Raw genomic sequence first — 21,851 nt, forward strand, 5'->3', positions numbered from 1 at the left:
GTCAGGCCCCTCCGATCTCGGCGGTGTACTCCGCTGCGGCAGTGGTGCCCAGGTAGACCTCCTGGACCCTGGGGTCGGCCTGGACCTCCGCGACCGAGCCCTCGGCGATGACCCGGCCGCGGGCCAGAACGGTCACGGACGTCGCGAACTGGCGCATGAAGTCCATGTCGTGCTCGACCACGACGACGGTGCGCTCGGCCCCGATACGGCGGAGCAACTGGCCGGTCTGCTCGCGCTCCTCCTTGCTCATGCCGGCCACGGGCTCGTCCAGCAGCAGCACGTCTGCGTTGCCGACCAGGAGCATGCCGATCTCGAGCCACTGCTTCTGGCCGTGAGCGAGGATCCCGGCGCGCACCTCGGCCAGGCTCGCCAACCCGATGGTGTCGAGCACCTCGGCGATGCGCGGTTCCACGCCCGGGCGTCGCCGGAGCATGGTCCACGGCGATCGCCCGGCGCCGGCGGCGATGTCCAGATTCTGCAGGACGGTGAGCTCCTCGAACACGCTCGCCGTCTGGAAGGTCCGCCCGACGCCGGACCGCGCGATCTGATGGGTCTTGCGGCCGAGCAACTGGGTGCCGGACTTGTTGACCTTGCCGGTGGCCGGAACGAGGCCGGTGATCGCGTCGATGACCGTTGTCTTCCCCGCCCCGTTCGGGCCGATGAGGAAGCGCAGGTCGCCCTGGAGCAGTGTCAGGTCGACGTCCTGGACGGCCTTGAACCCGTCGAAGGTGACCGACAGGCCGCGGACCTCGAGGTACTCGCTGCCCATGCCCGCGTTGCCGCCGAACAGCGGGTCCCGCTCCGTACGGGTGGACGGGGTGTGGGTGCTCATGCCACGGGCTCCTTCTCCGGCTCGGTCGTGCGGACCGACGCCGGCTCGTCCGGTTCCTCGTGGGGTACGCGTTCCGCCGGTCGGCCCCGTCGCCGGAGCACTCCACCGAGGGATGCCAGTCCCCCGGGCAGGAAGCCGACCACCACGATGAACAGCGCCCCCTGGGCGTAGACCCACGCCGAGGGGAAGCTCTCCGACAGCGACGACTCGGCCCAGGCGATGCCGATGGCGCCGAGGACGGGGCCGAGCAGCGTGTCCCGGCCGCCGATGGCCACTCCGATGAGGAAGGAGATGGACGGGACGATGCCGACGTCCGACGGCGAGATGATGCCGACGAGCGGGACGAACAGCGCCCCGGCGATGCCGGCGAACGTCGCGGCGACGGTGTAGGCGACCACCTTCACGTTGGCCGGGTCGTACCCGAGGAAGCGCACGCGCTCCTCCTGGTCGCGGACCGCGACGAGCAGCTCGCCGTACCGGCTGCGCATGAGCTGCCGCACGACGGCCACGACCACGAGCAGCGTGCCGGCCGCGATGAAGAACAGCAGCCGCCGGTTCGCCGGGTCGGAGAGGTCGAAGCCGAAGAAGGTGCGGAACCGGTTGAGGCCGTTGCTGCCGCCGAGCATCTGCTGGCCGACGACCCAGGTCGCGAGAGCCGCCGCCAGCGCCTGGGACAGGATCGCGAAGTAGGCGCCCTTGACCCGGCGCTTGAACACCATGAGGCCGAGCAGCACCGCGACCGCCCCCGGCGCCAGGAGGACGACGAGCAGCGTCACCACCGGCGAGGCGAACGGCTGCCACCAGCCGGGCACGTCCCGCACCCCGGCGATGGACATGAAGTCCGGGACGGCGTCCCCGCGGACCTGGGCGTCGGCGAGCTTCAGGTGCATCGCCATCACGTAGGCGCCCATGCCGAAGAACAGCCCCTGACCGAGGGTCAGCATGCCGCCGCGGCCCCACGCCAGGCCGATGCCGGCGGCCACGATGGCGAAGCACAGGAACTTGCCGAGGAGGCCCAGGCGGAAGTCGCTGAGCACCGCCGGGGCGACGGCGAACAGCACGACGGCGGCGAGCGCGAAGCCGGCGCCCGTGCGCAGTGGGCCGGGGACGGCCGGCCAGCGGCGGGCGGGTGCGGCGGGGGTGGTCGTGCTCATACCAGGCTCCGGGTCTTGAGGCTGAACAGTCCCTGCGGGCGGAACTGGAGGAACACGACGATCACCACGAAGACGAGGACCTGGGCGACCGACGCGGTGGTGGAGTACTCCAGGAACGACTGCAGGAGGCCGAGGACGAAGGCGGCGATGAGCGCTCCACGTAGCTGGCCGAGACCGCCGGCCACCACCACGAGGAAGGCGTTGATCAGGTACGACTGGCCGACGGTGGAGCTCGTGGAGCCGATGAGCGTCAGCGCCACACCGGCCACGCCGGCGAGGCCCGAGCCGATGAAGAAGGTGGTGAGGTCGACCCGGCGGCTGGAGATCCCGCTGGACTCCGCCAGGTCGCGGCTCTGCATGACCGCGCGGGTGCGGCGGCCGAGGGCCGTGTACTGCAGGGCGGCGGCGAGCGCGGCCAGGCAGACCAGCGCCAGCACCAGGATGAACAGCCGCGTCCGGGGGACGACGGCGCCGAGGACCTCCACCGAGCCCGAGAGCCAGGACGGCGTCCGCACGTTCACCGCCGGCGCCCCGAAGACGTCCCGCGCCACCTGCTGCAGGACCAGCCCCACCCCGAACGTGACCAGCAGGGTGTCCAGCGGCCGGTGGTACAGGTGGCGCAGCAGGGTGATCTCGATGATCACACCCATCGCGCCGCCGACGAGGAAGCCGAGGACGAGGGAGATCAGGAGCGAGGCACCGGCCGAGGCGGTCGCCTGCTGGACGACGTAGGCCGTGTAGCTGCCGGCCATGATGAACTCGCCGTGCGCCATGTTGATGACGCCCATCTGACCGAAGGTCAGGACCAGGCCCGTGGCTGCGAGCAGCATGATCGAGCCGGTGCTGAGCCCGGTGAAGATCTGTGAGACCACCACGTCCATGGGGGCTCCTCTCTGCCGGTGGACCGTGCGGGGCGTCGGGGACGCCCCGCACGGTCCCGGAATCAGTCGGCCAGGCCCTCGGCCCAGTCGTAGGTGGTCAGGTACGGGTCGGGCTCGATCGCCCCGTCGGACTCCCAGACGGAGACGATCTGGCCGTCGGCCCGGATCTGGCCGATCCGCGCGGTCTTCGAGATGTGGTGGTTGTCGCCGTCGACGACGACGGTCCCGCCCGGTGAGTCGTAGGAGACGCCGTCAGCTGCCTCCTGGACGTCCGCGACGTCGAAGGAGTCGGCCTTCTCGACCATCGCCTTCCACAGGTGGACGCCGGTGTAGGCCGACTCCATGGGGTCGGAGGTGACGCGGTCGGCCCCGTACTCCGCCCGGAAGGCCTCCACGAAGCTGGTGTTCTCCGGCGTCTCGAGGGTCTGGTAGTAGTTCCACGACGCCAGGTGGTCCCGCACGTTCTCCACCCCGACGGCGGCGACCTCCTCCTCGCCCAGGCACATCGACATCACCGGCATGTCCGCGGCGGTGAGGCCGGCGGCGGTGAACTCCCGGAAGAACGCCACGAGGGAGTCGCCGACGACGACGTTGAAGACCGCGTCGGCGTCCGCGGTGCGGATCTTGTTGACGATCGTGGAGAACTCCGTCGCCCCGAGCGGCAGGTAGTCCTCACCCTTGATCTCGATGCCGTTGGCATCGGCGTAGGCCTTGACGATGGCGTTCGAGGTGCGCGGGAACACGTAGTCGCTGCCGACCAGGTACAGGGACGTGACGCCCTGCTCCTTGAGGTAGTCCAGGGCCGGGATGATCTGCTGGTTCGTGGTGGCCCCGCTGTAGAAGATGTTCGAGGAGTCCTCCAGGCCCTCGTACTGCTGGCCGTAGTAGAGGAGGCCGCCGTTGTCCTCGAAGACCGGCAGCATGGCCTTGCGGCTGGCCGAGGTGTAGCCGCCGAAGACGGCCGCGACGCAGTCCGACGTCACCAGCTTCTCGGCCTTCTCGGCGAACACCGTCGGGTCGGAGGCACCGTCCTCGGCGATCAGGTCGAGCTGCTTGCCCAGCACGCCTCCGTCGGCGTTGATCTCGTCCACGGCGAACTCGATGGCGTCACGGATGACGGTCTCGTTGATGGCGGTGGCCCCCGAGAGGGAGTTGATGGCGCCGACCTTGATGCTGTCGCCGCTCGTGTCCACGCAGGACTCCGCGGGCGCGGCGCCGGCGCCGTCCTCACCCACGCGGCTGCCGCAGGCGGTGAGGACGAGACCGAGGACGGCGGCGGTGGCCGGCAGCACTGCACGGCGGCGGACTCTGGGCATGGTGGAGCCTCTCTACGGGGGGAACGGGACGGGAGGCCGCCGACGCAGGTGCGCGCCGGCGGAGGATCAGGTGCTGAACAGCCGGGCTGCGGTGGTCTCGTGGCGCATGGCGTACACGTCGAGTTCGGGCGTCACCGCCGAGATGCCGTCGATCGGCGTCTCCACTGCCGCGCCGGCCAGTTCGACGAGCAGGGGCGCCCCGGCGAAGAGCCGGCGCTGGGTCTCCAGCGGACCGATCCGGCCGAGCCGCACCCCGGCGGAGAGCATCCCCGAGTAGGCCGAGCGCAGGTGGCCCAGCACGGCGCGGGCGAGGCCGATGGACAGGCCCCGGTGGACGACGCCCTCGACCACGGCCAGGTTGCCGGGCGTCTCGCCTGCGGCGACGAGGCCGAGGAACTCGTCGTGGTCCAGCGGCGCGAGCGTCCGCCGGGCGGCCAGGGCGAGCTGGCGGCCGCAGGACTCCGAGGCGGTCCGCGCGGCGGCACTGAGCTTGTGCGCCCGCACCAGGCGATCCAGCCGCACGAGGTCCGCTGTCGACCCGGCCCGGTACGCGTGCGCGACGCAGACCGCGTCGAGCGTGCCGACGTTGTGGCGCAGGTGGGCCTCGATCACCGCCGCGATGACCTCGGCGCCGGCCGCCGGGTGCGCTGCCAGCCAGGCTTCCAGGCCGTTCGAGTGGACGAAACGCCCGGACGGGAACGCGCTGTCGTGCAGCTGGAGCCACGCCAGCTCGGCGTCCCACCGGTCAGGGGGCATGGTGGTGCCCGTGCGTCGCCGATTGCCCGTGGTGGTCGGCCGAGGTGTTGGTCCACCCGTGGGCGGCCAGCGCAACCGTGTCGACGCGGCCGTGCAGGTGCAGGTCCTCGAGCAGCTTCCGCGCGGTCCCGGGACCCGTGAGCAGCGGCGTCCGCAGCTCTGTGGCCGACACCTCGAGCGGCGCATGCTGGTTGCCGAGCAGGTAGCCCAGGAGCAGGGCACGGCGCACGGCGTCCGCGCCGGTGTTGTCGGCGAAGGGCAGCACGATCGCGTCCTCGGCCGGGCGCCGGACCACGACGACGGTCGCGCCGTCCTCGACCAGCACGGCGCCGTCGGCCAGGAAACTGCCGCGCGGCAGCCGGACGACGACGTCCCGGCCACCGGCCGTGCGCAGCGCCTGGCGGTGCTTGCGGGCGTCACCCCAGGGGACGTCGACCGGGTCCACTGCCCGCCCGGCGAAGGCGTCGTCGGTGACGAAGCCCAGGATCGCGGTCACCTCCACGTCAGAGCCTTCCGCTGAGTTCGTCGCAGCGCTGCAGCCGTCTCCGGGCGGCAGCCCGGAGAGCCAGCTGCGCCCGCCGCAGCGCAGGGGCGTGCCGAGCCAGCAGACGTACGGAGGCGCCGACGTCGTAGGGCAGGGCGCTGGCGGCGCCGGTGACGTCCGGCAGCGCGAGGAGCGCCTCGGTCAGGTGCGCGGCGAGGTCCGACCCGGCTGCGGCCGGAGCCACGACCACCATCGACGCCACGTAGTCGTACTCGCCGAGGAGACCCGCGATGCGCGGATCGGCCCGGCCGGGCGTGACGTCCAGGACGTCGCGGGCGCACAGCGCGCCGTCGTGGTGGATCGACGTGGTGGCGCGGTACGAGCCGTAGGCGAAGCGCTCGCCGTGGCCGATGCGGCCGGCCGCGAGGGCTTCCCAACCCACGTAGGCCGATCCGTCGGAGACCTCGACGTGGGTGTCCTGCGCGTGCCGGGACGCTGCGTGCGGGATGACGCTCTTCGGGAAATGTTCGATGAACGCGTCGCCGGTCAGGTCGAAGCGCATCGACTGCCGGGAGCTCCCGTCACCGGCGAACACCTGGGTGGCCGACTGGTGGGTCAGGTGCAGGCTGGTGCCCGGTCCGGCGGCGACCGCGGTGCTGAGGTGGTCGCCGGGGAAGAGCCCTCCGGTCGGGTTCTGCACGCACAGGAAGGCCATGCCGGGGTCACCGAGGTCGAGGTACATCGGGACGGTGACGCGCTGCGGGAACTCCTGCAGTACCCGGGCCAGTTGCGTCCTGCCGCTCCGCCCCCGGACCAGATCGAGCTCGAGCCGGCTCGCGGTGGCGGTGGGGATGGCGGTGGGGGTGGCGGTGGCGGTGCTCACGTGAGCACCCCGAGCGTCAGGGCGTCGCGCACGATCCGGTCGAACGCCTCGTCGAGCCCCACACCCGAGCGCAGGTCGGTGAAGATCGTGGGCTTTCCCGGGCGGGCGACGGCGACGTCGCGGCGCATGAGGTCGAGGTCGGCGCCCACCAGCGGCGCCAGGTCGATCTTGTTGACCACCAGCAGGTCGGCCTGGAGCAGCCCCAGGCCCTTCTTGCGCGGGATGTCGTCCCCGGCTGCGGTGTCGATGACGAAGACCCAGTAGTCGACGAGATCGGACGTGAAGGTGGCCGCCAGGTTGTCCCCGCCGGACTCGATGAGGACGACCTCCAACCCGGCGAACCGTCGTTCCAGGACGTCGATCGCGGCCAGGTTCGCCGACGGGTCCTCTCGGATGGCTGTGTGCGGGCACGCCCCGGTCTCCACGGCCATGACGCGCGCCGGGTCGATGAGCCCGCTGCGGCGGACGCGCTCGGCGTCCTCCTCGGTCATCAGGTCGTTGGTGATCACCGCGGTGTCGATGCCGGCGGTGGCGAACATGGGCAGCAGGCGCTCGAGGAGGCGGGTCTTGCCCGACCCCACGGGGCCGCCGATGCCGATGCGGATCGCTCCAGTCATGGGAACCCCTACTTGATCGTGTACTTGCGCCCGAGCGGCACGGTGGTCATGGGAGTGCTGGTGCACAGCTCGCCGTCCACCTCGACCCGGTAGGTGTCGGGGTCGACGGTGATGTCGGGGCAGTAGTTGTTGTGCAGGAGGTCGTCCTTGCTGAGGTCCCGGGCACCCACGCACGGCAGCAGAGGGGTGTCGAGGCCCAGCCGCTCGGCGAGGCCGCCCTCGATGGCTGCGGCTGCGGCGAAGGTGACGGAGACGTCGGCGGGCGCCTTGCCGTACGCGGGCCACTGGGCGCGGTAGCGGAGCGGCTCGCAGGTCATGAGCGAGGCGTTCGCCTCCCCCATCACCGCGAAGGCAGGGAAGCCGCCCTTGAAGACCACCTCTGGCTTGATCCCAAAGAACTTCGGCTCCCAGAGCACGAAGTCGGCGAGCTTGCCCGGCTCCAGCGACCCGACGGTGTGGTCGATGCCGAACATGCGCGCAGGGTTGATGGTGATCTTGGCCAGGTAGCGCAGGATGCGGGCGTTGTCCGCACCGGTCCCCAGGTCATCGGGCAGAGCACCCCTCGTCGCCCGCATGTGAGAGGCCAGCTGCCACGTCCGCGGAACCGTCTCACCGATGCGGCCCATGCCCTGCGAGTCCGAACCCATGGCGGAGATCGCGCCGAGGTCGTGCAGCACGTCCTCGGCTGCGATGGTCTCGCGGCGGATGCGGGACTCCGCGAAGGCCACGTCCTCGGGGATCCGCGGATTCAAATGGTGGCAGACCATCACCATGTCGAGGTGCTCGTCGAAGGTGTTGACGGTGTACGGGTTGGTGGGGTTCGTCGACGAGGGCAGGCAGTGCCGTTCACCCACCACCCGGAGGATGTCCGGCGCGTGGCCGCCTCCGGCGCCCTCGGCGTGGTACGCGTGGATGGTGCGGCCGTCGATGGCGCGCATCGTGTCCTCGAAGAAGCCTGCTTCGTTGAGGGTGTCGCTGTGGATCTGCACCTGCAGGCCCAGGTCGTCCCCAGCGTCCAGCGAGGCACGGATGGCGGCCGGCGTGGCACCCCAGTCCTCGTGGATCTTGTAACCGATGGCGCCGGCCATCCCCTGCTCGATCAGCGGCGCGACGTGCGCGGCACTGCCGTTGGCGAGGAAGCCGAAGTTCATCGGGAAGGCCTCGACCGCGCGCAGCATCCGCGCCAGGTTGGTCGGCCCGGAGCTCGTGATGCCCACGGTGACCGGGCCCAGGCCACCGCCGATCATGGTGGTGATCCCGCTGGCCATGGCCTCCTCGACCAGACCCACGCTGTCGAAGTGGACGTGCACGTCGATGGCGCCGGGCGTGACGATCATTCCCTCGCCGGCCCGCACGTCGGTTCCGGCGCCGATGACCAGGTCGGGATGGACGCCGTCCATGACCCTGGGGTTGCCGGCCTTGCCGATGCCCGCGATCCGGCCGTCCTTCACGCCGATGTCGCACTTGCGGATACCGAGCACCGGATCGATGAGGAGGGCGTTGGTGATCACGAAGTCCAGCGCCCCGTCGGCGGTGGTCGCGGAGTTGTGGACCCCCATGCCCTCGCGCATGGTCTTGCCGCCTCCGAACACCGCCTCGTCGCCGTACACGGTGTCGTCGGCCTCGACCCGGGCGAGCAGTTCGGTATCGCCCAGGCGGACCCGGTCGCCGACCGTCGGCCCGAACAGCTCGGCGTAGTGCTGGCGGGAGATCCGGATGCTCACAGCGCGCCCTCCGTCGTCGGGACGCCGGTCGGTCCGGCACCGAGGAAGCCGTCGGCCGCGAGGGCCGCGAGAAGTCCTGGAGGAGCTTCCGTCGCCAGCGCCGAATTGGTCATCTCGTTCATTCCGTACACCTCGCGAGTGCCACCTATCGAGGTGAGCTGGATCTCGCGTTCCTCACCGGATTCAAAACGGACCGCCGTTCCCGAAGGAATGTCCAGGTGCATTCCATAGGCCGAACGTCGATCGAAGGACAAAGCCCGATTGGCCTCGAAGAAATGGAAGTGCGAACCCACCTGTATGGGCCGGTCACCGGTGTTGGTCACGACCAGGGTCAGCGACGGGCGCCCGGCGTTGAGGGTGATCTCCCCGTCGCCGACGAGCACCTCCCCCGGCGTCGGGCCGAGCTCCTCGGCGCCGACGGCGACCCCCGGGCGGATGGGTTCGTGGATGGTGACGAGCTTCTGGCCGTCGTCGAAGAAGCCCTCCACCTGCACGGTTCCGACCAAGGAGGCCACACCCGGCAGCAGGTCGTCCTCGGTCAGCAGGTGCGCCCCGATGCGGGTCGCCTCGGAGACGGTCACCCCTGCGCGGGCGGCCTCGACGACCTCGTCGGCGATGAGCGCGCGGGCCTCGGGACAATTCAGCTTCAGCCCCTTGTCCCGGCGCCGACGCGCCAATTCCGCGGCCAAGAACAAGAGGAGCCGATCCTCTTCCTTGGGGGTGAGATGCATCCGGATCCTCCTCGTGTTCCGTCTGCGGGAGGCCCGCATGCCGTTGAACAGGAGGAATCATGGTTGCACCGCAGGAGACGGAGCAAGGTGATCGATCAAGGTTGACGGGCTCGTAACGGTGCCGACACAGAGCCTCTGGAAATGGTCCTCTGCTAGCACGAAATGGTCCGCGCCGCGCGGCGATCGAGGTGAGCCCGGTCACCTCGGAGGCGGCCGGCGATGCCGCGACTCCCAGATCGGCCCCTGGACCGGGGGCACCGCTACCGCCCCCTCCACGACGCGATCTGCGCACCCGCCCCGTGGGCGGGTGCGCAGATGGCGGCTCGGCAGCTCAGTCGGTGGCGACCAGCTGGACCACCTCGTCGTCCCGCCGCGCACCAGCCTGCGCCGGGATCCTGACCGCGGGTGCGGGCACCGGCGTCGGCACCGTGTCGTGGCGCAGCGTGGGCAGCCACTCCAGCCAGCGCGGCAGGTACCAGTTGCGCTCGCCCAGCAGCTGCATGACCGACGGCAGCAGCACCGCGCGGACCACCGTCGCGTCCAGCAGCACCGCCAGCGCCAGGCCGACGCCCATCTGCTTGAGGCTGGTCAGCGAGAGCGTGACGAAGGTCAGGAAGACGAACACCATGATCACCGCGGCGCTGGTGACCACCCCGGCCGACGACGTGATGCCGGAGCTGACGGCGTCCCGGGTGCTGTGCCCGCGGTCCCGGGCCTCGCGGATCCGGCTGAGGATGAAGACGTGGTAGTCCATCGACAGCCCGAACAGGATCACGAAGAGGAACAGCGGGATCCAGTTCACGATGCCGCCGGTGCTGCTCAACCCGATCAGGTCGGCGCCCCAGCCCTCCTGGAACACCAGCACGAGCACGCCGTAGGCGGCGGCCACGCTGAGCAGGTTCAGCACGACGGCCGTGGCCGCGATGACGACCGACCGGAACGAGACCAGCAGCAGCGCGAACGCGAGCACCAGCACGAAGGCGAACACCAGCGGCGTGCGCTCGCGCATGAGCTCCTCGAACGCCACCCCTGACGCGGTGCCGCCGGCGACCACCACCGTGGTGTCGTCCAGCGTGCCGACGGTCGCGGGGATCACGTCGTCCTCCAGGGCGGCGAGCGCGTCGCGGGACACCTGGTCCTCGCCGTCCCCCGCCAGGGGCACGGAGACGACGGCGACGGTGCCGGCGTCGTCGGTGACGACCTCGATGGGCTCGAACATCCGCCCCGTGGCGAGCGCCTGCTCGCGCAGGTCCGCGATGGCGGCGGTGACCTGCGGAGCGGTCACGTCGTCGGCCTCGATGACGACCTCGGCCGGGGACGGCCCGCCCGGGAATGCCTCGGAGATCCGCTCGTAGGTCTGGATGACCGGCAGGTCCTGCGGCAGGTCGGTGACGCTCTCGTTGCGCAGGTCCATGCTCAGCGCGGGCAGGGCCAGGCCCAGCAGCGCGGCACCGGCGACGACCGCGGCGACCAGCGGCCGGCGGAGGACGACGCCGAGCACGGCCGGCCAGAAGCGGCCCGGGCCCGCGGTGCGGCGACCGACGATCGGGATCCGGCCCTTCTCGACCTTGTCGCCGAGCCAGCTCATGAGGGCCGGCAGCACGGTGAGCGAGCCGAGCACCGAGGTGGCGACGACGAGGATCGTGGCCGAGCCGATGCCGCTGAACACCGCGAAGCCGGTGAGGAACATCCCGGACATGGCCACGACGACCGTGATGCCGGAGATGAGCACCGACCGGCCGGAGGTGGCAGCGGCGATGTCGAGGGCGTCGACCGGGCCGGCCCCGCGGGCCCGCTCCTCGCGCTCGCGCTTGAGGTAGAAGAGCGAGTAGTCGACGCCGACGGCCAGGCCGATGAGCAGCATGACGATCTGCGCGCTGTCGTCCACGCCCCAGATCTGGCTGGTGAACCCGAGCAGGCCGAGCGCACCGATGAAGGCGCTGATGGCGAAGACCAGCGGCAGCAGTGCGGCGACGAGCGCGCCGAAGGTGAGCAGCAGGACCGCGAGCGTGATGGGGATGGAGAGCAGCTCGGCGCGCTGGAAGTCGTCCTCGAGCGTCTCGCCGAGGGCCAGGTCGGCGCTCGTGCCACCGAACTGCTCGACCCGCACGTCGCCGTGCTGCGCCGCGACCGCGGCGACGGCGTCCATGATCGGCTCGATGCGGTCCTCGGCCGTGTCCGGCGACCCACGGATGTCGAACGTCACCAGCGCCGAGCGTCCGTCGGCGGAGACCAGCGGGGCGCCGGCGAGCGGGCTCGCCACGTTCTCGACCTCGGGGGCGTCCTCGAGGGTCGCCACGAGGTCGGTGAGCGCCGCGTCGGCGGCCGCCTGCGGCGTGCCCTCGTCGCGCTGGACGAGCACCATCTCCGACGCCGGCTCCTCCCAGCCGGTGCGCTCGAGGATCTCCTCGGCCTGGGCGGGGGCCCCGACCTCCGTGTCGGCGCCGCTCAGGTCGCCGCGCGGCAGCAAGCTGCCCACCACGACAGCCAGCACCACGAAGGCCAGCCACCCGAACACCGCTGTCTTGCGGTGCCGGGCGCTCCAGCGCCCGATCCGGCCGGCGATGTTGCCGGACATGTCCACAGTCGTCTCCTGTCGTCGTCCCTGGTAGGTGCGGTTCGACCCTCCCGGCCCGGAGCGGCCCGGCCCATCCGGCGGGCTGGCCGGTACGGATCGGGCCAGCCCGACCACCGGGGGTCGATCACCCGGCGAGCAGCCTGTCGGCGGGCGGCCGGCGGAGACATCGGGGAAACCACCCAGCCGCCCCCCGTTCCTGCAGGTCGGCGCATCGGGGACAACACCCGGGTGAACAGCTGAAGCGCCCTTGAGGTCGCCGGCGGGTGTCGGCGATGCTGGGCGCGTGACGGACCTGTCGATCGGCGAGCTCGCGGCCCGCGCCGGGGTGTCGGTGCCGACGCTGCGCTACTACGAGTCGCGCGGGCTCATCACCTCGGTGCGGACGGCGGGCAACCAGCGCCGTTTCGAGCGCTCGATGCTGCGCCGCCTCGCCGTCGTCGCGGCCGCGCAGCGGATCGGGCTGTCGCTGGAGGAGATCGGCGCCGCGCTGGCCTCGCTGCCGGGGGACCGCACGCCCACCCGCGCCGACTGGAGCGCGTTCGCCTCGCAGTGGCGGCAGGTGGTCGACGGACGGATCGCCGAGCTCCAGGCGCTGCGGGAGGACCTCGACGGCTGCGTGGGCTGCGGCTGCCTGTCGATCGACCGCTGCGCGCTGGTCAACCCCGGGGACGCGGCCGCTGCGGAGGGCGCCGGGTCGCGGTGGGTGCGCGCCGCCCGCCGTCGTCCCTGACCTGCCCCGGGACGAGCAGCTGGGACGAGCAGCTGGGACGAGGAAGCCGCAGCATTTCGCAGCCGCTCACCGATCCGGGACTGCAGCTAGGCCTGCCTGCTGTCCCCTGGTCCGGTGGAGCGCCACCGAATCTCCGTTCCGACGCCTCTGAACGACGTCGAGGATCACGGCCACGACCGTGCACACGGCAAAGACGGCGACCGAGGTCCTGTTCGACCGCTCACCGCCACCCAGGGAGACCCAGTAGAACGCCGAAAGGGCGGCACAGGTGGCCAGGACGGCGGCTTGCATTACGACGACCAGCCAGCCCTTCCCCGGTGGCGTCGGTGTTCCACCGATGAAGAGGCCCCACGTACTCCAGATCGTCACCGCCCCCAAGGAAGTCGTGATGAAGATGCTGTCGAGCTCCGGGTCGTCGCGGAAGACCCACAAGACGATCGCGTTGCTCAGGACCAGCACTACGAAGATCAGCAGATGCACGAGTGGGTGAGCCGCCCAGCTCCCAGCACCGCCGGAACCACCCTTGGCCTCGGGCCGGGACACGGTCCCGACGGCGTCCGGTCGACGCCCGACGATCGCGAGGACCAGCAACAGGGCTACGGCGAGCGCATCGCCGATGACTGACCTGCGTCGAACCTTCCCCATGGGGTCCACGTCGACACGGTCGCGCGCCCTCTTGAGCATGGACGACGAAGCGGCCCCGCACTTCCGTCGAAGTGCGGGGCCGCTCGGTGTCTCAACCAGACGTGCACCCGAAGGGATTCGAACCCCTAACCTTCTGATCCGTAGTCAGATGCTCTATCCGTTGAGCTACGGGTGCCTGTGTTCAGTTGTCGTGCGCGGAGGCTCCGGGATTTGAACCCGGGATGGGGATTAACCCAAACCGCATTAGCAGTGCGGCGCCATAGACCGGACTAGGCGAAGCCTCCCGGGGTCCGAGTTCCCTCGTAACCGCCGACGGACAGACTACCAGCGCCCCGGACGTGGTCTCCACGGGGCCGGTCCCCCGCGGGAGCCGCCGCGCAGTGCCGCAGCCGCGGTGCACGACGGCTGCGGCGACCGCACGGCGGCTCCCGCAGGAGGTCAGGCGGCGACGGGCTCGCGGAGGCCGTCGCGCGCGCCCACGCCGGAGCGGCGTCCCGGCACGAGGGTGATCGCGACGGCGGCCGCGGCACCCACGGTGGCCAGCACGAGGCTGCCGCTGACGCCGGAGGGACCCTCGATGAGGGCACCACCCAGGGCCGCACCGATGGCCGAGGCGCCGACGGTGATGGTGGACAGCCAGGTGAACGCCTCGGTCGTGGCGTGCACGGGAGCCATCGAGCCGACGAGGGTGTTCTGCACGGTCAGGGTGGGGGCGATCGCCGTTCCACCCAGGAAGAGCAGCACACCCAGCGCCCACGGGCTGGAGATCCAGGCCAGCGGCGCCAGACCGATCGTCACGCCGAGCAGCAGCAGCCGGTACTGCCGGGGCAGCGACATGCTCAGCACGCGGGCGCCGAACCACAGCCCGCCGATGGTCGAGCCGAGCGCCCACAGCGCGAGCAGCACACCGGACAGACCGGGTGCGCCGATCTGGTCGGCGAAGGCCGGGACGGCGACCTCGAGCGCGCCGAACCCGAGCATGAGGGCCGCGCCGCTGAGCAGCAGCCGCGGCATGCCCGGCGTCCGGACGGTGGAGAACATGCCCGAGCGCGCGCCGGCCACCGGCACGTAGGCCCGGGTGGCCGCCGACGTCGCGATGCCCAGCGAACCGCCGACGGCGAGGACGCCCGCGACCCCGACCGCCAGCGCCGGCGAGGCGAGGACGGCGAGGGCGGCGACCAGCGAGGGGCCGACGACGAAGACCAGCTCGGTGGCAGTGGCGTCCAGCGCATAGGCGGTGGGCCGGACGCGCGGGTCGACCCGCGACCACAGGGCGCGCACGGTGCCGGAGACCAGCGGGGTGGCCGCACCGGCACCGGCGGACGCGGCGATGACGGCGGCGTTCGGCGCCCCACCGAGGACGACGGCGATCAGCAGCGCGAGCAGCAGCGGATAGGCGCCGGCCTGCGCGAGCAGCACCGAGCGGGGGCCGCGACGGTCGGCGAGGCGGCCGAGGATCGGGGCCATGACCGCCGAGGCGACCCCCAGCGTCGCCGCCGCGAGCCCGGCCACCGCATAGGAGCCCGTCTGCTGCTGCACCATGAGCAGCAGCGCCAGCGGCACCATGGCCGAGGGCAGCCGGCCGGCGAACCCGGCGAGGAGCAGGACGGGGGCGGAGGGAAGCCGCCAGACAGGGAGGTAGGCGCGCACGACAGAGCTCGTTTCAGACTTGCAGGTGAGGAATCGGTAGGGGGTCAAATCTCGTTGACCACCTACGCAAGCGACGTTAGCACGAACCGGTAGGGAGTCACATGGATTACGACACCTACGGGTCGACGGCGGTGGAACTGGCGATCGCGCTGGCCAACACCGAGCGCGACGACCCGGAGTGGGCGCGCGCCTTCCTGGGCTCCCACGAGGAGTGGTTCACCGCCGGCACGTCGTTCGACCTCTCCCCCGGCAAGACCCACCGCGCCGCCGCCACGGCCGAGCTCGTGCGCTCCGTCGCGCTGGCCGAGTCGCAGGCCGACGTCCTCGACCGGCTCAACGAACTGCTGGCCCTGGCCCGGCCGCGGCCCTACGCCACCGATCACGACGGCTCGCTGCACCTGCACTTCGCGCGTCAGGACTCCCCCGCGCTCGAGCAGCTGACGACGACGGTGGCCATGGGTCTGTCGCAGGTCGTCGTGCAGCACGGCTGGCAGCGCCTCGGCGTGTGCGCGGCCGAGAACTGCGACGACGTCTACGTCGACACCTCGCGAAACGCCAGCCGCCGGTACTGCTCCAACACCTGCGCCAGCCGCTCGACCGTCGCCGCCTACCGCGCCCGCCAGAAGACGGAGGAGTAGCCGGCCCCTGCAGCGGCTCGTCCAGCGCGGCGCACTCGCGCGCACCCTCCGGATGGGGGAAACGCCCTAGAGTGACGGCATGCGCGGACGCGGGCGGTGGATCGTGCTCGCACTGGCCTGTCTCATGGTCGCCGCGGTGGCGCTGCTGCTGGTCGACCGGCGGCCTCCCGCCCCGGAGATGAACGAGACGAGCGCCGCTCCGTGCGAGGAGCCGCTGTCCGCCGGTGGCGCGGTGGCCCTCGGCGACTCGATCACCTTCGGCTCCACCCTGCCGCACGCCGAGGACTCGTGGTTCGAGCAACTGGCCTGCGCCGAGGACCCCCCGATCCGGTACGCCCACAACGCCGGCATCTACGGGAACACGACGGAGCAGATGCTCGCGCGCCTGGACGGTGACGTGCTGGCGCGGGACCCCGACACGGTCTTCGTCCTCGGCGGGACGAACGACGTCCTGAGCGGCATCCCGCAGGCCGAGACGATCGGCCACCTGCGCGAGATCGTCGAACGCAGCCGGCAGGCAGGCGCCGACGTGTACCTGGGAACCATCCCGCCGCAGGCGGTCCCCCTCGCCATCGAGACGACCGTGGATCTCAACGAGGCCATCGTCGCGATGGCCGAGCGGGTGGACGTGCCGGTGCTCGACTTCCATGCCGCGTTCTTCGACACCGACGGCAGGCACCACGACGGGCTCTTCTCCGACATGGTGCACCCGTCGGTCACCGGCGCCCGGCTGATGGCCCAGGTCGCCCGCGAGGCCCTCGCCTGACACGACGGCGGGACCTCCCGCCCCCGACGGGGGACGCGGCGCGACGCGCGCTGAACTAGCGTCCGCCCGTGGCCCTCGACCGGAACCTGGACGCCCGCCTGCACGCGTTCGTCCGGGGGCTGCCCAGCTCGCCGGCCGACCGGTGGCTGCTCCGGCTGACCCGCTCGGCCAACCACGGCCGGCTCTGGCTCGTCCTCGGTGGGCTGCTGGCCCTCCGCCGGGGTGCGCTGCGCCGCGGCGCGCTGCGCGGGATCGGCTCGATGGCGATCACCAGCGCGCTCACCAACGCCGTCCTCAAGACGCTGTTCCGGCGTGGCCGGCCCGAGCAGCCCACGCAGCCCAGCGAGCGGACGCTGCGCCGCACGCCCACCTCGTCGTCGTTCCCGAGCGGGCACGCCGCCTCCGCCGCGGCGTTCGTCACCGGGCTGGCGATGGAGTCGCTGCCCGCCGGTGCCGCGATGGCTCCGGTCGGACTCGCCGTCGGCTACTCCCGGGTGCACGTGGGCGTGCACTACCCCGGGGACGTCGCCGCCGGGTTCGCCGTGGGGGCCGGCGTGGCCGCCGCGACCCAGCACTGGTGGCGGGTGCGCCCGAAGGAGCCGGCCCGGGTGCGGCCGTCGTCGGAGGCGCCCGCCCTGCCGGAGGGCGAGGGCCTGGCCGTGGCGGTGAACCCGCGCTCGGGCCCCGACGACTACGACCCCGCCGACGACATCCGCCGCCTGCTCCCCCGCGCGCAGGTGCTCGAGCTGTCCGAGGACGCCGGTGTTGCAGAGCTCCTGGGGACGGCGGCGCGCGACGGCGCCCTGGCGCTCGGGGTGGCCGGCGGGGACGGCAGCGTGGCCGCGGCCGCCGCGGTGGCGCTCGAGCACGGGCTGCCACTGGCGGTCATCCCGGCAGGCACCCTCAACCACTTCGCCCGCGACGTCGGCCTGCTCGCCCCGCAGGACGCCGTCGACGCGGTGCTGGCCGGCGAGGCGGTGACCGTGGACGTCGCCGACGTCAACGGGACGCCGTTCCTCAACACCTCGAGCATCGGCGCCTACCCGGAGATGGTGCGCCGCCGCGACCGGCTCGCAGGAAGGCTGGGCAAGTGGCTGGCGCTCACCGTCGCGGCAGCCCAGGTGCTGCGCACGGGCACGCCGGTGCAGCTCGACGTCGACGGGCAGCGGCTGCGGGTCTGGATCCTCTTCGTCGGCAACTGCCTCTACACCCCGCGCGGGCTCTCGCCGGCCTGGCGTCCGCGGCTGGAGGACGGGCTGCTCGACGTGCAGTACCTGCGGGCCGACCTGCGCTTCGGCCGCACCCGCGCGGTGCTGGCCACGCTGCTGGGCGTGAGCGAGCACAGCCGCAGCTACGGCAAGTTCCAGGCGGAGGAGCTGACCGTGGTCTCGCGGTCCGGTCCGCAGCGGGTGGCCTACGACGGCGAGATGGGCCAGCCGGCCACGGAGTTCCGCTTCGGCAAGCGCGCCCCGCTGACCGTCTACTGCTGCCGCGACAGGTGACCGGCTCCGGTCCCGGTCGGCGCTGCGGCGCACCGGCAGCAGCTCGACTCCTGGTCGCGGTGGTCGTCGTCGCTGCGGGCTGCTCCTCACCGGACACCGCCACGCCCTCCACCGGGGACGGTTCGGCGGAACCGTGGCGTCCGTCCGCGGGCACCACGTGGCAGTACCAGCTGAGCGGACGGGTGGACGTGTCCGCGGACGCCGCCGTCTTCGTCGTCGACGGGGCGGACACCACGGCCGACACGGTGCGGGAGCTGCACGACCGGGGGCGCCGCGCGGTCTGCTACGTCAACGCCGGCGCCTACGAGGACTGGCGGAGCGACGCTTCTCGCTACCCCGCCGACGTCCTGGGGGCTCCCCTGGACGGCTGGCCCGGGGAGCGGTGGCTGGACATCCGGCGCACCGACGTCCTGCTGCCCCTGCTCGCCGCGCGCCTCGACGTCTGCCGCGCCAAGGGCTTCGACGCCGTCGAGGGAGACAACGTCGACGGGTACGCCAACGAGTCCGGATTCCCGCTCGGGGCCGGGGACCAGGTGGTGTTCAACCGCGTCCTCGCGGACCTGGCACACGAGCGCGGTCTCGCGATCGGGCTGAAGAACGACGTCGAGCAGGCCGCGGAGCTGGAGCCGTCGTTCGACTTCGCGATCAACGAGGAGTGCCTCGCGTTCGACGAGTGCGACGCCTACGCGCCGTTCGTCCGCGCCGGCAAGGCGGTGCTCAACGTGGAGTACTCCGCGCCCTCCGAGGACGCGTGCGCCCGGGCCGGCTCCCTCGGGCTCTCCACCATCGTCAAGGAGCTGGACCTGGCCGCGCCCCTGCGCCGCTGCTGATCGAGCCGCCCGTCGACTCGTCGAGGGGCGGACCCCGCCGGTGATCACTACGGTCGGTCGCAGGGATTGCCCGCGCTCCGCGCCGGGCACTGCACGCCCCGACGTCCACCGAGGTACAGAGGGAAAGAGGTCACCATGCTGGTCCGCCGGATCGCCCGGCCCTTGCTCGCCGCCCCGTTCATCTACGGCGGCATCAGCACCCTGCGCAAGCCGCAGGACCGCGTCCCCGGGGCCGCCCCGGTCGTGGAGAAGATCGCAGAGGCAGCCGACGCCCAGCTCCCGGTGCAGGTGCCCCGCGACGTCCAGCAGTGGGTGCAGGCCGACGCCGCCGTCAAGGTCGCCGCCGGCTCGCTGTTCGCGCTGGGCAAGTTCCCGCGGCTGACCGCGCTGGTCCTGTCGGCCTCCATCGTGCCGACGACGCTGGCCGGGCACCGGTTCTGGGAGCACGAGGACCCGACCGAGCAGTTCGGCCAGATCTCGAACTTCCTGAAGAACACCGGGCTCCTCGGCGGCCTGCTGCTGGCCGCCGTCGACACCGAGGGCAAGCCGTCGGTCGGCTACCGCACCCGGCGCGCGGCGAAGAAGGCCGCCGCCTCGACGGAGAAGAGCTTCGAGCAGGCCTCCAAGCGCGCCGCCAAGGCGCAGAAGAAGGCCGAGAAGCAGCTCAAGAAGCAGCGCTGAGCAGGGTCGAGCACTGAGCACCCCGCTGGCGCCCGCGGCCGCGCTCCGGAGGATCGCCTTCCTCCTGGAGCGCGCCCGCGAGCCCAGCTACCGGGTGTCGGCGTTCCGCACCGCCGCGGCCGTGGTCGACGGCCTGGGCGAGGACCAGCTCGACCTCAAGATCCGCACCAACACGCTCAAGGACCTCAAGGGCGTGGGCCCCAAGACCGCCGCCGTCATCGTGCAGGCGCACAAGGGGCAGGTCCCCGAGTACCTCACGAAGCTCGAGCAGGACCTCGCCGAGCTCGTCCCGATGGCCGACGACGTCGCCGAGTTCCGTGCCGCCCTCAAGGGCGACCTGCACCTGCACTCCGACTGGTCCGACGGCGGTTCCCCGATCCGGGAGATGGCCGAGGCCGCCATCGCGCTGGGCCACGAGTACATGGCGCTGACCGACCACTCCCCGCGGCTGACCGTGGCCAACGGCCTGTCGCCCCAGCGGTTGGAGGAGCAGCTGGACGTGGTCGCCGCGCTCAACGAGGAGCTCGCCCCGTTCCGGATCCTCACCGGCATCGAGTGCGACATCAACGTCGACGGCTCCCTCGACCAGACCGACGAGCTGCTCGGCCGCCTGGACGTCGTCGTCGCCAGCGTGCACTCCGACCTGCGCGCGGACTCCACGGCGATGACCGCGCGCATGCTCACCGCCGTCGCCAACCCGCACACCGACGTCCTCGGGCACTGCACCGGCCGGCTGGTCATCGGCCGCCGGCAGCGCAACGGCGAGCAGAAGCCCCGGCCGGAGAGCACGTTCGACGCCGAGGCGGTGTTCAGCGCGTGCGTCGAGTTCGGCACCGCCGTCGAGATCAACTCCCGGCCCGAGCGGCTCGATCCGCCGCGGCGGCTGCTCACCCTGGCCAACGAGCTGGGCTGCGAGTTCTCCATCGACACCGACGCGCACGCCCCCGGCCAGCTCGACTGGCAGTACAACGGTGTGGAGCGGGCGATCGAGTGCGGCGTCGACCCCGAGCGGGTCATCAACACCAAGGCCGCGGACGACCTGCTGGCCTGGACCGCGGGCTGACGGGCAGGTTCCCCGCCGGCCGAGGTCGAACGGTGGGACCGGTGGTGCGCGAGCGCCGTCCGGGACGAACGGTGACCGGATCTCCACCAGACCGGCGGAGTTCCGCATACGGTGTCGCCGACCGCGGCCGAACCCGAGCCGCTCGCGCGCCGATCGCTCCTGCCGACGGCCGACCGTCCAGGAGCTGTGCATGTTCCGCACCGCCCGTCCACGCCGCAGCGCGGCCGCCGTCCTCGCCGTCGTCGCGGCCGTCATGGCGTTCAGCGCGCCGGCCGCGCACGCGCAGACCTTCACCTCGGCGGCCACCGGCAGCCACGACGTGGGCGGCGCGATCCTGACGAAGTACCGCGCGCACGGCGGCCCGGCCGGCCGCCTCGGCTACCCGGTGACCGACGAGCTGGCCACGCCGCGGGTCCACGGCCGGTTCAACGCCTTCCAGGGCGGCTCCATCTACTGGACGCCGAGCACCGGGGCGCACGCGGTGTGGGGCAAGATCCTGCAGCGCTGGGGCGGACTGGGCTGGGAGGGCGGCCCGCTCGGCTTCCCCACCACCGACGAGCTGACCACCCCTGACCGCGTCGGCCGGTTCACCCTCTTCCAGAAGGGCGCCATCTACTGGACGCCCGCCACCGGGGCGCACCCGGTCTACGGCGCCATCCAGCAGCGCTGGGCCTCGCTCGGCTGGGAGACCGGTGCACTGGGCTACCCCGTCACCGGCGAGTTCGCCATCCCGGGCGGCAGGGCGCAGGACTTCCAGTACGGCTCGATCCGGTGGTTCCCGAAGACGGGCACGACCGTGGTCGGAGCGCCGGCCCTCGGCTTCGCGCCGCCCGGCACCCAGGTGGTCACCGTCGCCGCGCCCTCGGCCACGTCGACGACCGCCACGCTCACCGCCTGGGAGCGCGTGGGCAGCACCTGGCGGATCGCGGTGGGCCCGGTGACGGCCCGGATCGGCTCGGCCGGTGTGGGTGCGGCCAGCGAGGGGTCGACCCGCACCCCGGCCGGCACGTTCCGGCTGACCGAGGCCTTCGGCCGGGCCGGCAACCCCGGCACCGTGCTCCCCTACCGCCGCGTCGACGGCGACGACTGGTGGGTCTCCGACGTCACCAGCCCCCGCTACAACCAGTACGCCCAGTGCGCGCCGGGCACCTGCCCGTTCGACGAGCGGGCCGGCGAGAACCTCTACGCGCAGGGCGCGGTCTACGACCAGGCCGTGGTCATCGACTACAACCGCGAGGGACGGCGCGGCGCGGGCTCGGCGTTCTTCCTGCACATCGCCAACGGGAAGGCGACGGCGGGCTGCGTGGCGATCGAGCGCCGGGCGCTCGAGAAGCTGATGCGCTGGCTGAAGCCGGGCGCGAAGCCGGTCATCGCCATGGGAGTCGGCTGA

General features: G+C 72.1%; 21 protein-coding genes and 2 tRNA genes. 8 read left to right on the plus strand and 15 right to left on the minus strand.

Annotated features, from left to right (window positions below; all coding sequences use genetic code 11):
- Position 1 precedes the first annotated feature (1 nt).
- From urtD to BLS70_RS11960, 11 genes are all read right to left on the minus strand, one after another.
- Positions 2-832 carry an urea ABC transporter ATP-binding protein UrtD gene (gene urtD / locus BLS70_RS11910; RefSeq protein ID WP_091767830.1) on the minus strand — a complete coding sequence of 277 codons (831 nt, stop codon included), beginning with the start codon at positions 830-832 and terminating at the stop codon, positions 2-4.
- Positions 829-1,986: an urea ABC transporter permease subunit UrtC gene (urtC, locus tag BLS70_RS11915; RefSeq protein ID WP_091767833.1), complete on the minus strand. Its 1,158-nt coding sequence runs from the start codon at positions 1,984-1,986 to the stop codon at positions 829-831. The genes urtD and urtC overlap by 4 nt, the downstream gene beginning before the upstream one ends.
- Positions 1,983-2,867, minus strand: coding sequence for an urea ABC transporter permease subunit UrtB (urtB, locus tag BLS70_RS11920; RefSeq protein WP_091767836.1), 885 nt, complete (start codon positions 2,865-2,867; stop codon positions 1,983-1,985). Before urtB ends, urtC begins: the two co-directional genes overlap by 4 nt.
- 62 nt (positions 2,868-2,929) lie before the next feature.
- The gene (gene urtA, locus BLS70_RS11925) at positions 2,930-4,183 is read right to left on the minus strand and encodes an urea ABC transporter substrate-binding protein (RefSeq protein WP_091767839.1); all 1,254 of its coding nucleotides are present in this window, start codon (positions 4,181-4,183) and stop codon (positions 2,930-2,932) included.
- A gap of 66 nt (positions 4,184-4,249) precedes the next feature.
- Entirely contained in the window at positions 4,250-4,939 is a 690-nt protein-coding gene (locus tag BLS70_RS11930; protein WP_091767843.1) for an urease accessory protein UreF, read from the minus strand.
- Positions 4,929-5,441 carry an urease accessory protein UreE gene (locus BLS70_RS11935; protein ID WP_091767846.1) on the minus strand — a complete coding sequence of 171 codons (513 nt, stop codon included), beginning with the start codon at positions 5,439-5,441 and terminating at the stop codon, positions 4,929-4,931. Before BLS70_RS11935 ends, BLS70_RS11930 begins: the two co-directional genes overlap by 11 nt.
- Before the next feature lies 1 nt (position 5,442).
- Positions 5,443-6,306 (minus strand): urease accessory protein UreD, encoded by an 864-nt coding sequence (locus BLS70_RS11940; RefSeq protein WP_091767849.1) that lies wholly within the window; start codon positions 6,304-6,306, stop codon positions 5,443-5,445.
- Complete coding sequence (gene ureG / locus BLS70_RS11945; protein WP_091767852.1) at positions 6,303-6,923, minus strand: urease accessory protein UreG; 621 nt, start codon at positions 6,921-6,923, stop codon at positions 6,303-6,305. Before ureG ends, BLS70_RS11940 begins: the two co-directional genes overlap by 4 nt.
- A gap of 8 nt (positions 6,924-6,931) precedes the next feature.
- Entirely contained in the window at positions 6,932-8,647 is a 1,716-nt protein-coding gene (gene ureC, locus BLS70_RS11950; protein WP_091767855.1) for an urease subunit alpha, read from the minus strand.
- Positions 8,644-9,378 carry an urease subunit beta gene (locus BLS70_RS11955; protein WP_091767858.1) on the minus strand — a complete coding sequence of 245 codons (735 nt, stop codon included), beginning with the start codon at positions 9,376-9,378 and terminating at the stop codon, positions 8,644-8,646. The genes ureC and BLS70_RS11955 overlap by 4 nt, the downstream gene beginning before the upstream one ends.
- A 331-nt stretch (positions 9,379-9,709) precedes the next feature.
- Positions 9,710-11,956 carry an MMPL family transporter gene (locus tag BLS70_RS11960; RefSeq protein WP_255362449.1) on the minus strand — a complete coding sequence of 749 codons (2,247 nt, stop codon included), beginning with the start codon at positions 11,954-11,956 and terminating at the stop codon, positions 9,710-9,712.
- Between the two features lie 283 nt (positions 11,957-12,239).
- On the opposite strand from BLS70_RS11960, the gene soxR reads away from it, so the two are divergent.
- Entirely contained in the window at positions 12,240-12,686 is a 447-nt protein-coding gene (soxR, locus tag BLS70_RS11965) for a redox-sensitive transcriptional activator SoxR (protein ID WP_091767866.1), read from the plus strand.
- A 66-nt stretch (positions 12,687-12,752) separates the two neighbouring features.
- On the opposite strand, the gene BLS70_RS11970 is transcribed toward soxR, so the two are convergent.
- From BLS70_RS11970 to BLS70_RS11985, 4 genes are all read right to left on the minus strand, one after another.
- Positions 12,753-13,340 (minus strand): hypothetical protein, encoded by a 588-nt coding sequence (locus BLS70_RS11970; protein ID WP_143030397.1) that lies wholly within the window; start codon positions 13,338-13,340, stop codon positions 12,753-12,755.
- A 93-nt stretch (positions 13,341-13,433) separates the two neighbouring features.
- Positions 13,434-13,506: transfer RNA gene (locus BLS70_RS11975), tRNA-Arg, on the minus strand.
- 20 nt (positions 13,507-13,526) lie between these two features.
- Positions 13,527-13,615: transfer RNA gene (locus tag BLS70_RS11980), tRNA-Ser, on the minus strand.
- A gap of 154 nt (positions 13,616-13,769) precedes the next feature.
- Positions 13,770-14,981 carry an MFS transporter gene (locus BLS70_RS11985; protein ID WP_091767872.1) on the minus strand — a complete coding sequence of 404 codons (1,212 nt, stop codon included), beginning with the start codon at positions 14,979-14,981 and terminating at the stop codon, positions 13,770-13,772.
- Positions 14,982-15,082: 101 nt separating this feature from the next.
- Here BLS70_RS11985 and BLS70_RS11990 point away from each other — a divergent pair, with 101 nt between their 5' ends.
- From BLS70_RS11990 to BLS70_RS21070, 7 genes are all read left to right on the plus strand, one after another.
- Entirely contained in the window at positions 15,083-15,619 is a 537-nt protein-coding gene (locus tag BLS70_RS11990) for a CGNR zinc finger domain-containing protein (protein ID WP_091767875.1), read from the plus strand.
- A 79-nt stretch (positions 15,620-15,698) separates the two neighbouring features.
- Complete coding sequence (locus BLS70_RS11995) at positions 15,699-16,385, plus strand: SGNH/GDSL hydrolase family protein (RefSeq protein ID WP_091767878.1); 687 nt, start codon at positions 15,699-15,701, stop codon at positions 16,383-16,385.
- A 68-nt stretch (positions 16,386-16,453) separates the two neighbouring features.
- A complete protein-coding gene (locus BLS70_RS12000) occupies positions 16,454-17,887 on the plus strand; it encodes a bifunctional phosphatase PAP2/diacylglycerol kinase family protein (RefSeq protein ID WP_091767880.1) in 1,434 nt (477 codons plus the stop codon).
- Positions 17,888-17,946: 59 nt separating this feature from the next.
- Positions 17,947-18,717: an endo alpha-1,4 polygalactosaminidase gene (locus BLS70_RS12005; RefSeq protein ID WP_255362450.1), complete on the plus strand. Its 771-nt coding sequence runs from the start codon at positions 17,947-17,949 to the stop codon at positions 18,715-18,717.
- 135 nt (positions 18,718-18,852) lie between these two features.
- Entirely contained in the window at positions 18,853-19,398 is a 546-nt protein-coding gene (locus tag BLS70_RS12010; protein ID WP_091767886.1) for a DoxX family protein, read from the plus strand.
- 25 nt (positions 19,399-19,423) lie between these two features.
- On the plus strand, positions 19,424-20,461 hold the full coding sequence (locus BLS70_RS12015; RefSeq protein WP_091767889.1) for a PHP domain-containing protein: 1,038 nt from the start codon (positions 19,424-19,426) through the stop codon (positions 20,459-20,461).
- 190 nt (positions 20,462-20,651) lie between these two features.
- A complete protein-coding gene (locus BLS70_RS21070) occupies positions 20,652-21,851 on the plus strand; it encodes a L,D-transpeptidase family protein (protein WP_218122387.1) in 1,200 nt (399 codons plus the stop codon).

This window comes from Blastococcus aurantiacus (assembly GCF_900102425.1).
GTDB classification, from domain to species: domain Bacteria; phylum Actinomycetota; class Actinomycetes; order Mycobacteriales; family Geodermatophilaceae; genus Blastococcus; species Blastococcus aurantiacus.

What these genes read in the sequence shown, in the direction of transcription:
- ureG (WP_091767852.1), bottom strand. Translation starts at nt 6,923, where the DNA reads ATGACTGGAGCGATCCGCATCGGCATCGGCGGCCCCGTGGGGTCGGGC.
- BLS70_RS11955 (WP_091767858.1), bottom strand. Translation starts at nt 9,378, where the DNA reads ATGCATCTCACCCCCAAGGAAGAGGATCGGCTCCTCTTGTTCTTGGCC.
- BLS70_RS11930 (WP_091767843.1), bottom strand. Translation starts at nt 4,939, where the DNA reads ATGCCCCCTGACCGGTGGGACGCCGAGCTGGCGTGGCTCCAGCTGCAC.
- urtB (WP_091767836.1), bottom strand. Translation starts at nt 2,867, where the DNA reads ATGGACGTGGTGGTCTCACAGATCTTCACCGGGCTCAGCACCGGCTCG.
- BLS70_RS11990 (WP_091767875.1), top strand. Translation starts at nt 15,083, where the DNA reads ATGGATTACGACACCTACGGGTCGACGGCGGTGGAACTGGCGATCGCG.
- BLS70_RS11995 (WP_091767878.1), top strand. Translation starts at nt 15,699, where the DNA reads ATGCGCGGACGCGGGCGGTGGATCGTGCTCGCACTGGCCTGTCTCATG.
- BLS70_RS21070 (WP_218122387.1), top strand. Translation starts at nt 20,652, where the DNA reads ATGTTCCGCACCGCCCGTCCACGCCGCAGCGCGGCCGCCGTCCTCGCC.
- BLS70_RS12010 (WP_091767886.1), top strand. Translation starts at nt 18,853, where the DNA reads ATGCTGGTCCGCCGGATCGCCCGGCCCTTGCTCGCCGCCCCGTTCATC.
- BLS70_RS11960 (WP_255362449.1), bottom strand. Translation starts at nt 11,956, where the DNA reads ATGTCCGGCAACATCGCCGGCCGGATCGGGCGCTGGAGCGCCCGGCAC.
- urtA (WP_091767839.1), bottom strand. Translation starts at nt 4,183, where the DNA reads ATGCCCAGAGTCCGCCGCCGTGCAGTGCTGCCGGCCACCGCCGCCGTC.
- urtD (WP_091767830.1), bottom strand. Translation starts at nt 832, where the DNA reads ATGAGCACCCACACCCCGTCCACCCGTACGGAGCGGGACCCGCTGTTC.
- urtC (WP_091767833.1), bottom strand. Translation starts at nt 1,986, where the DNA reads ATGAGCACGACCACCCCCGCCGCACCCGCCCGCCGCTGGCCGGCCGTC.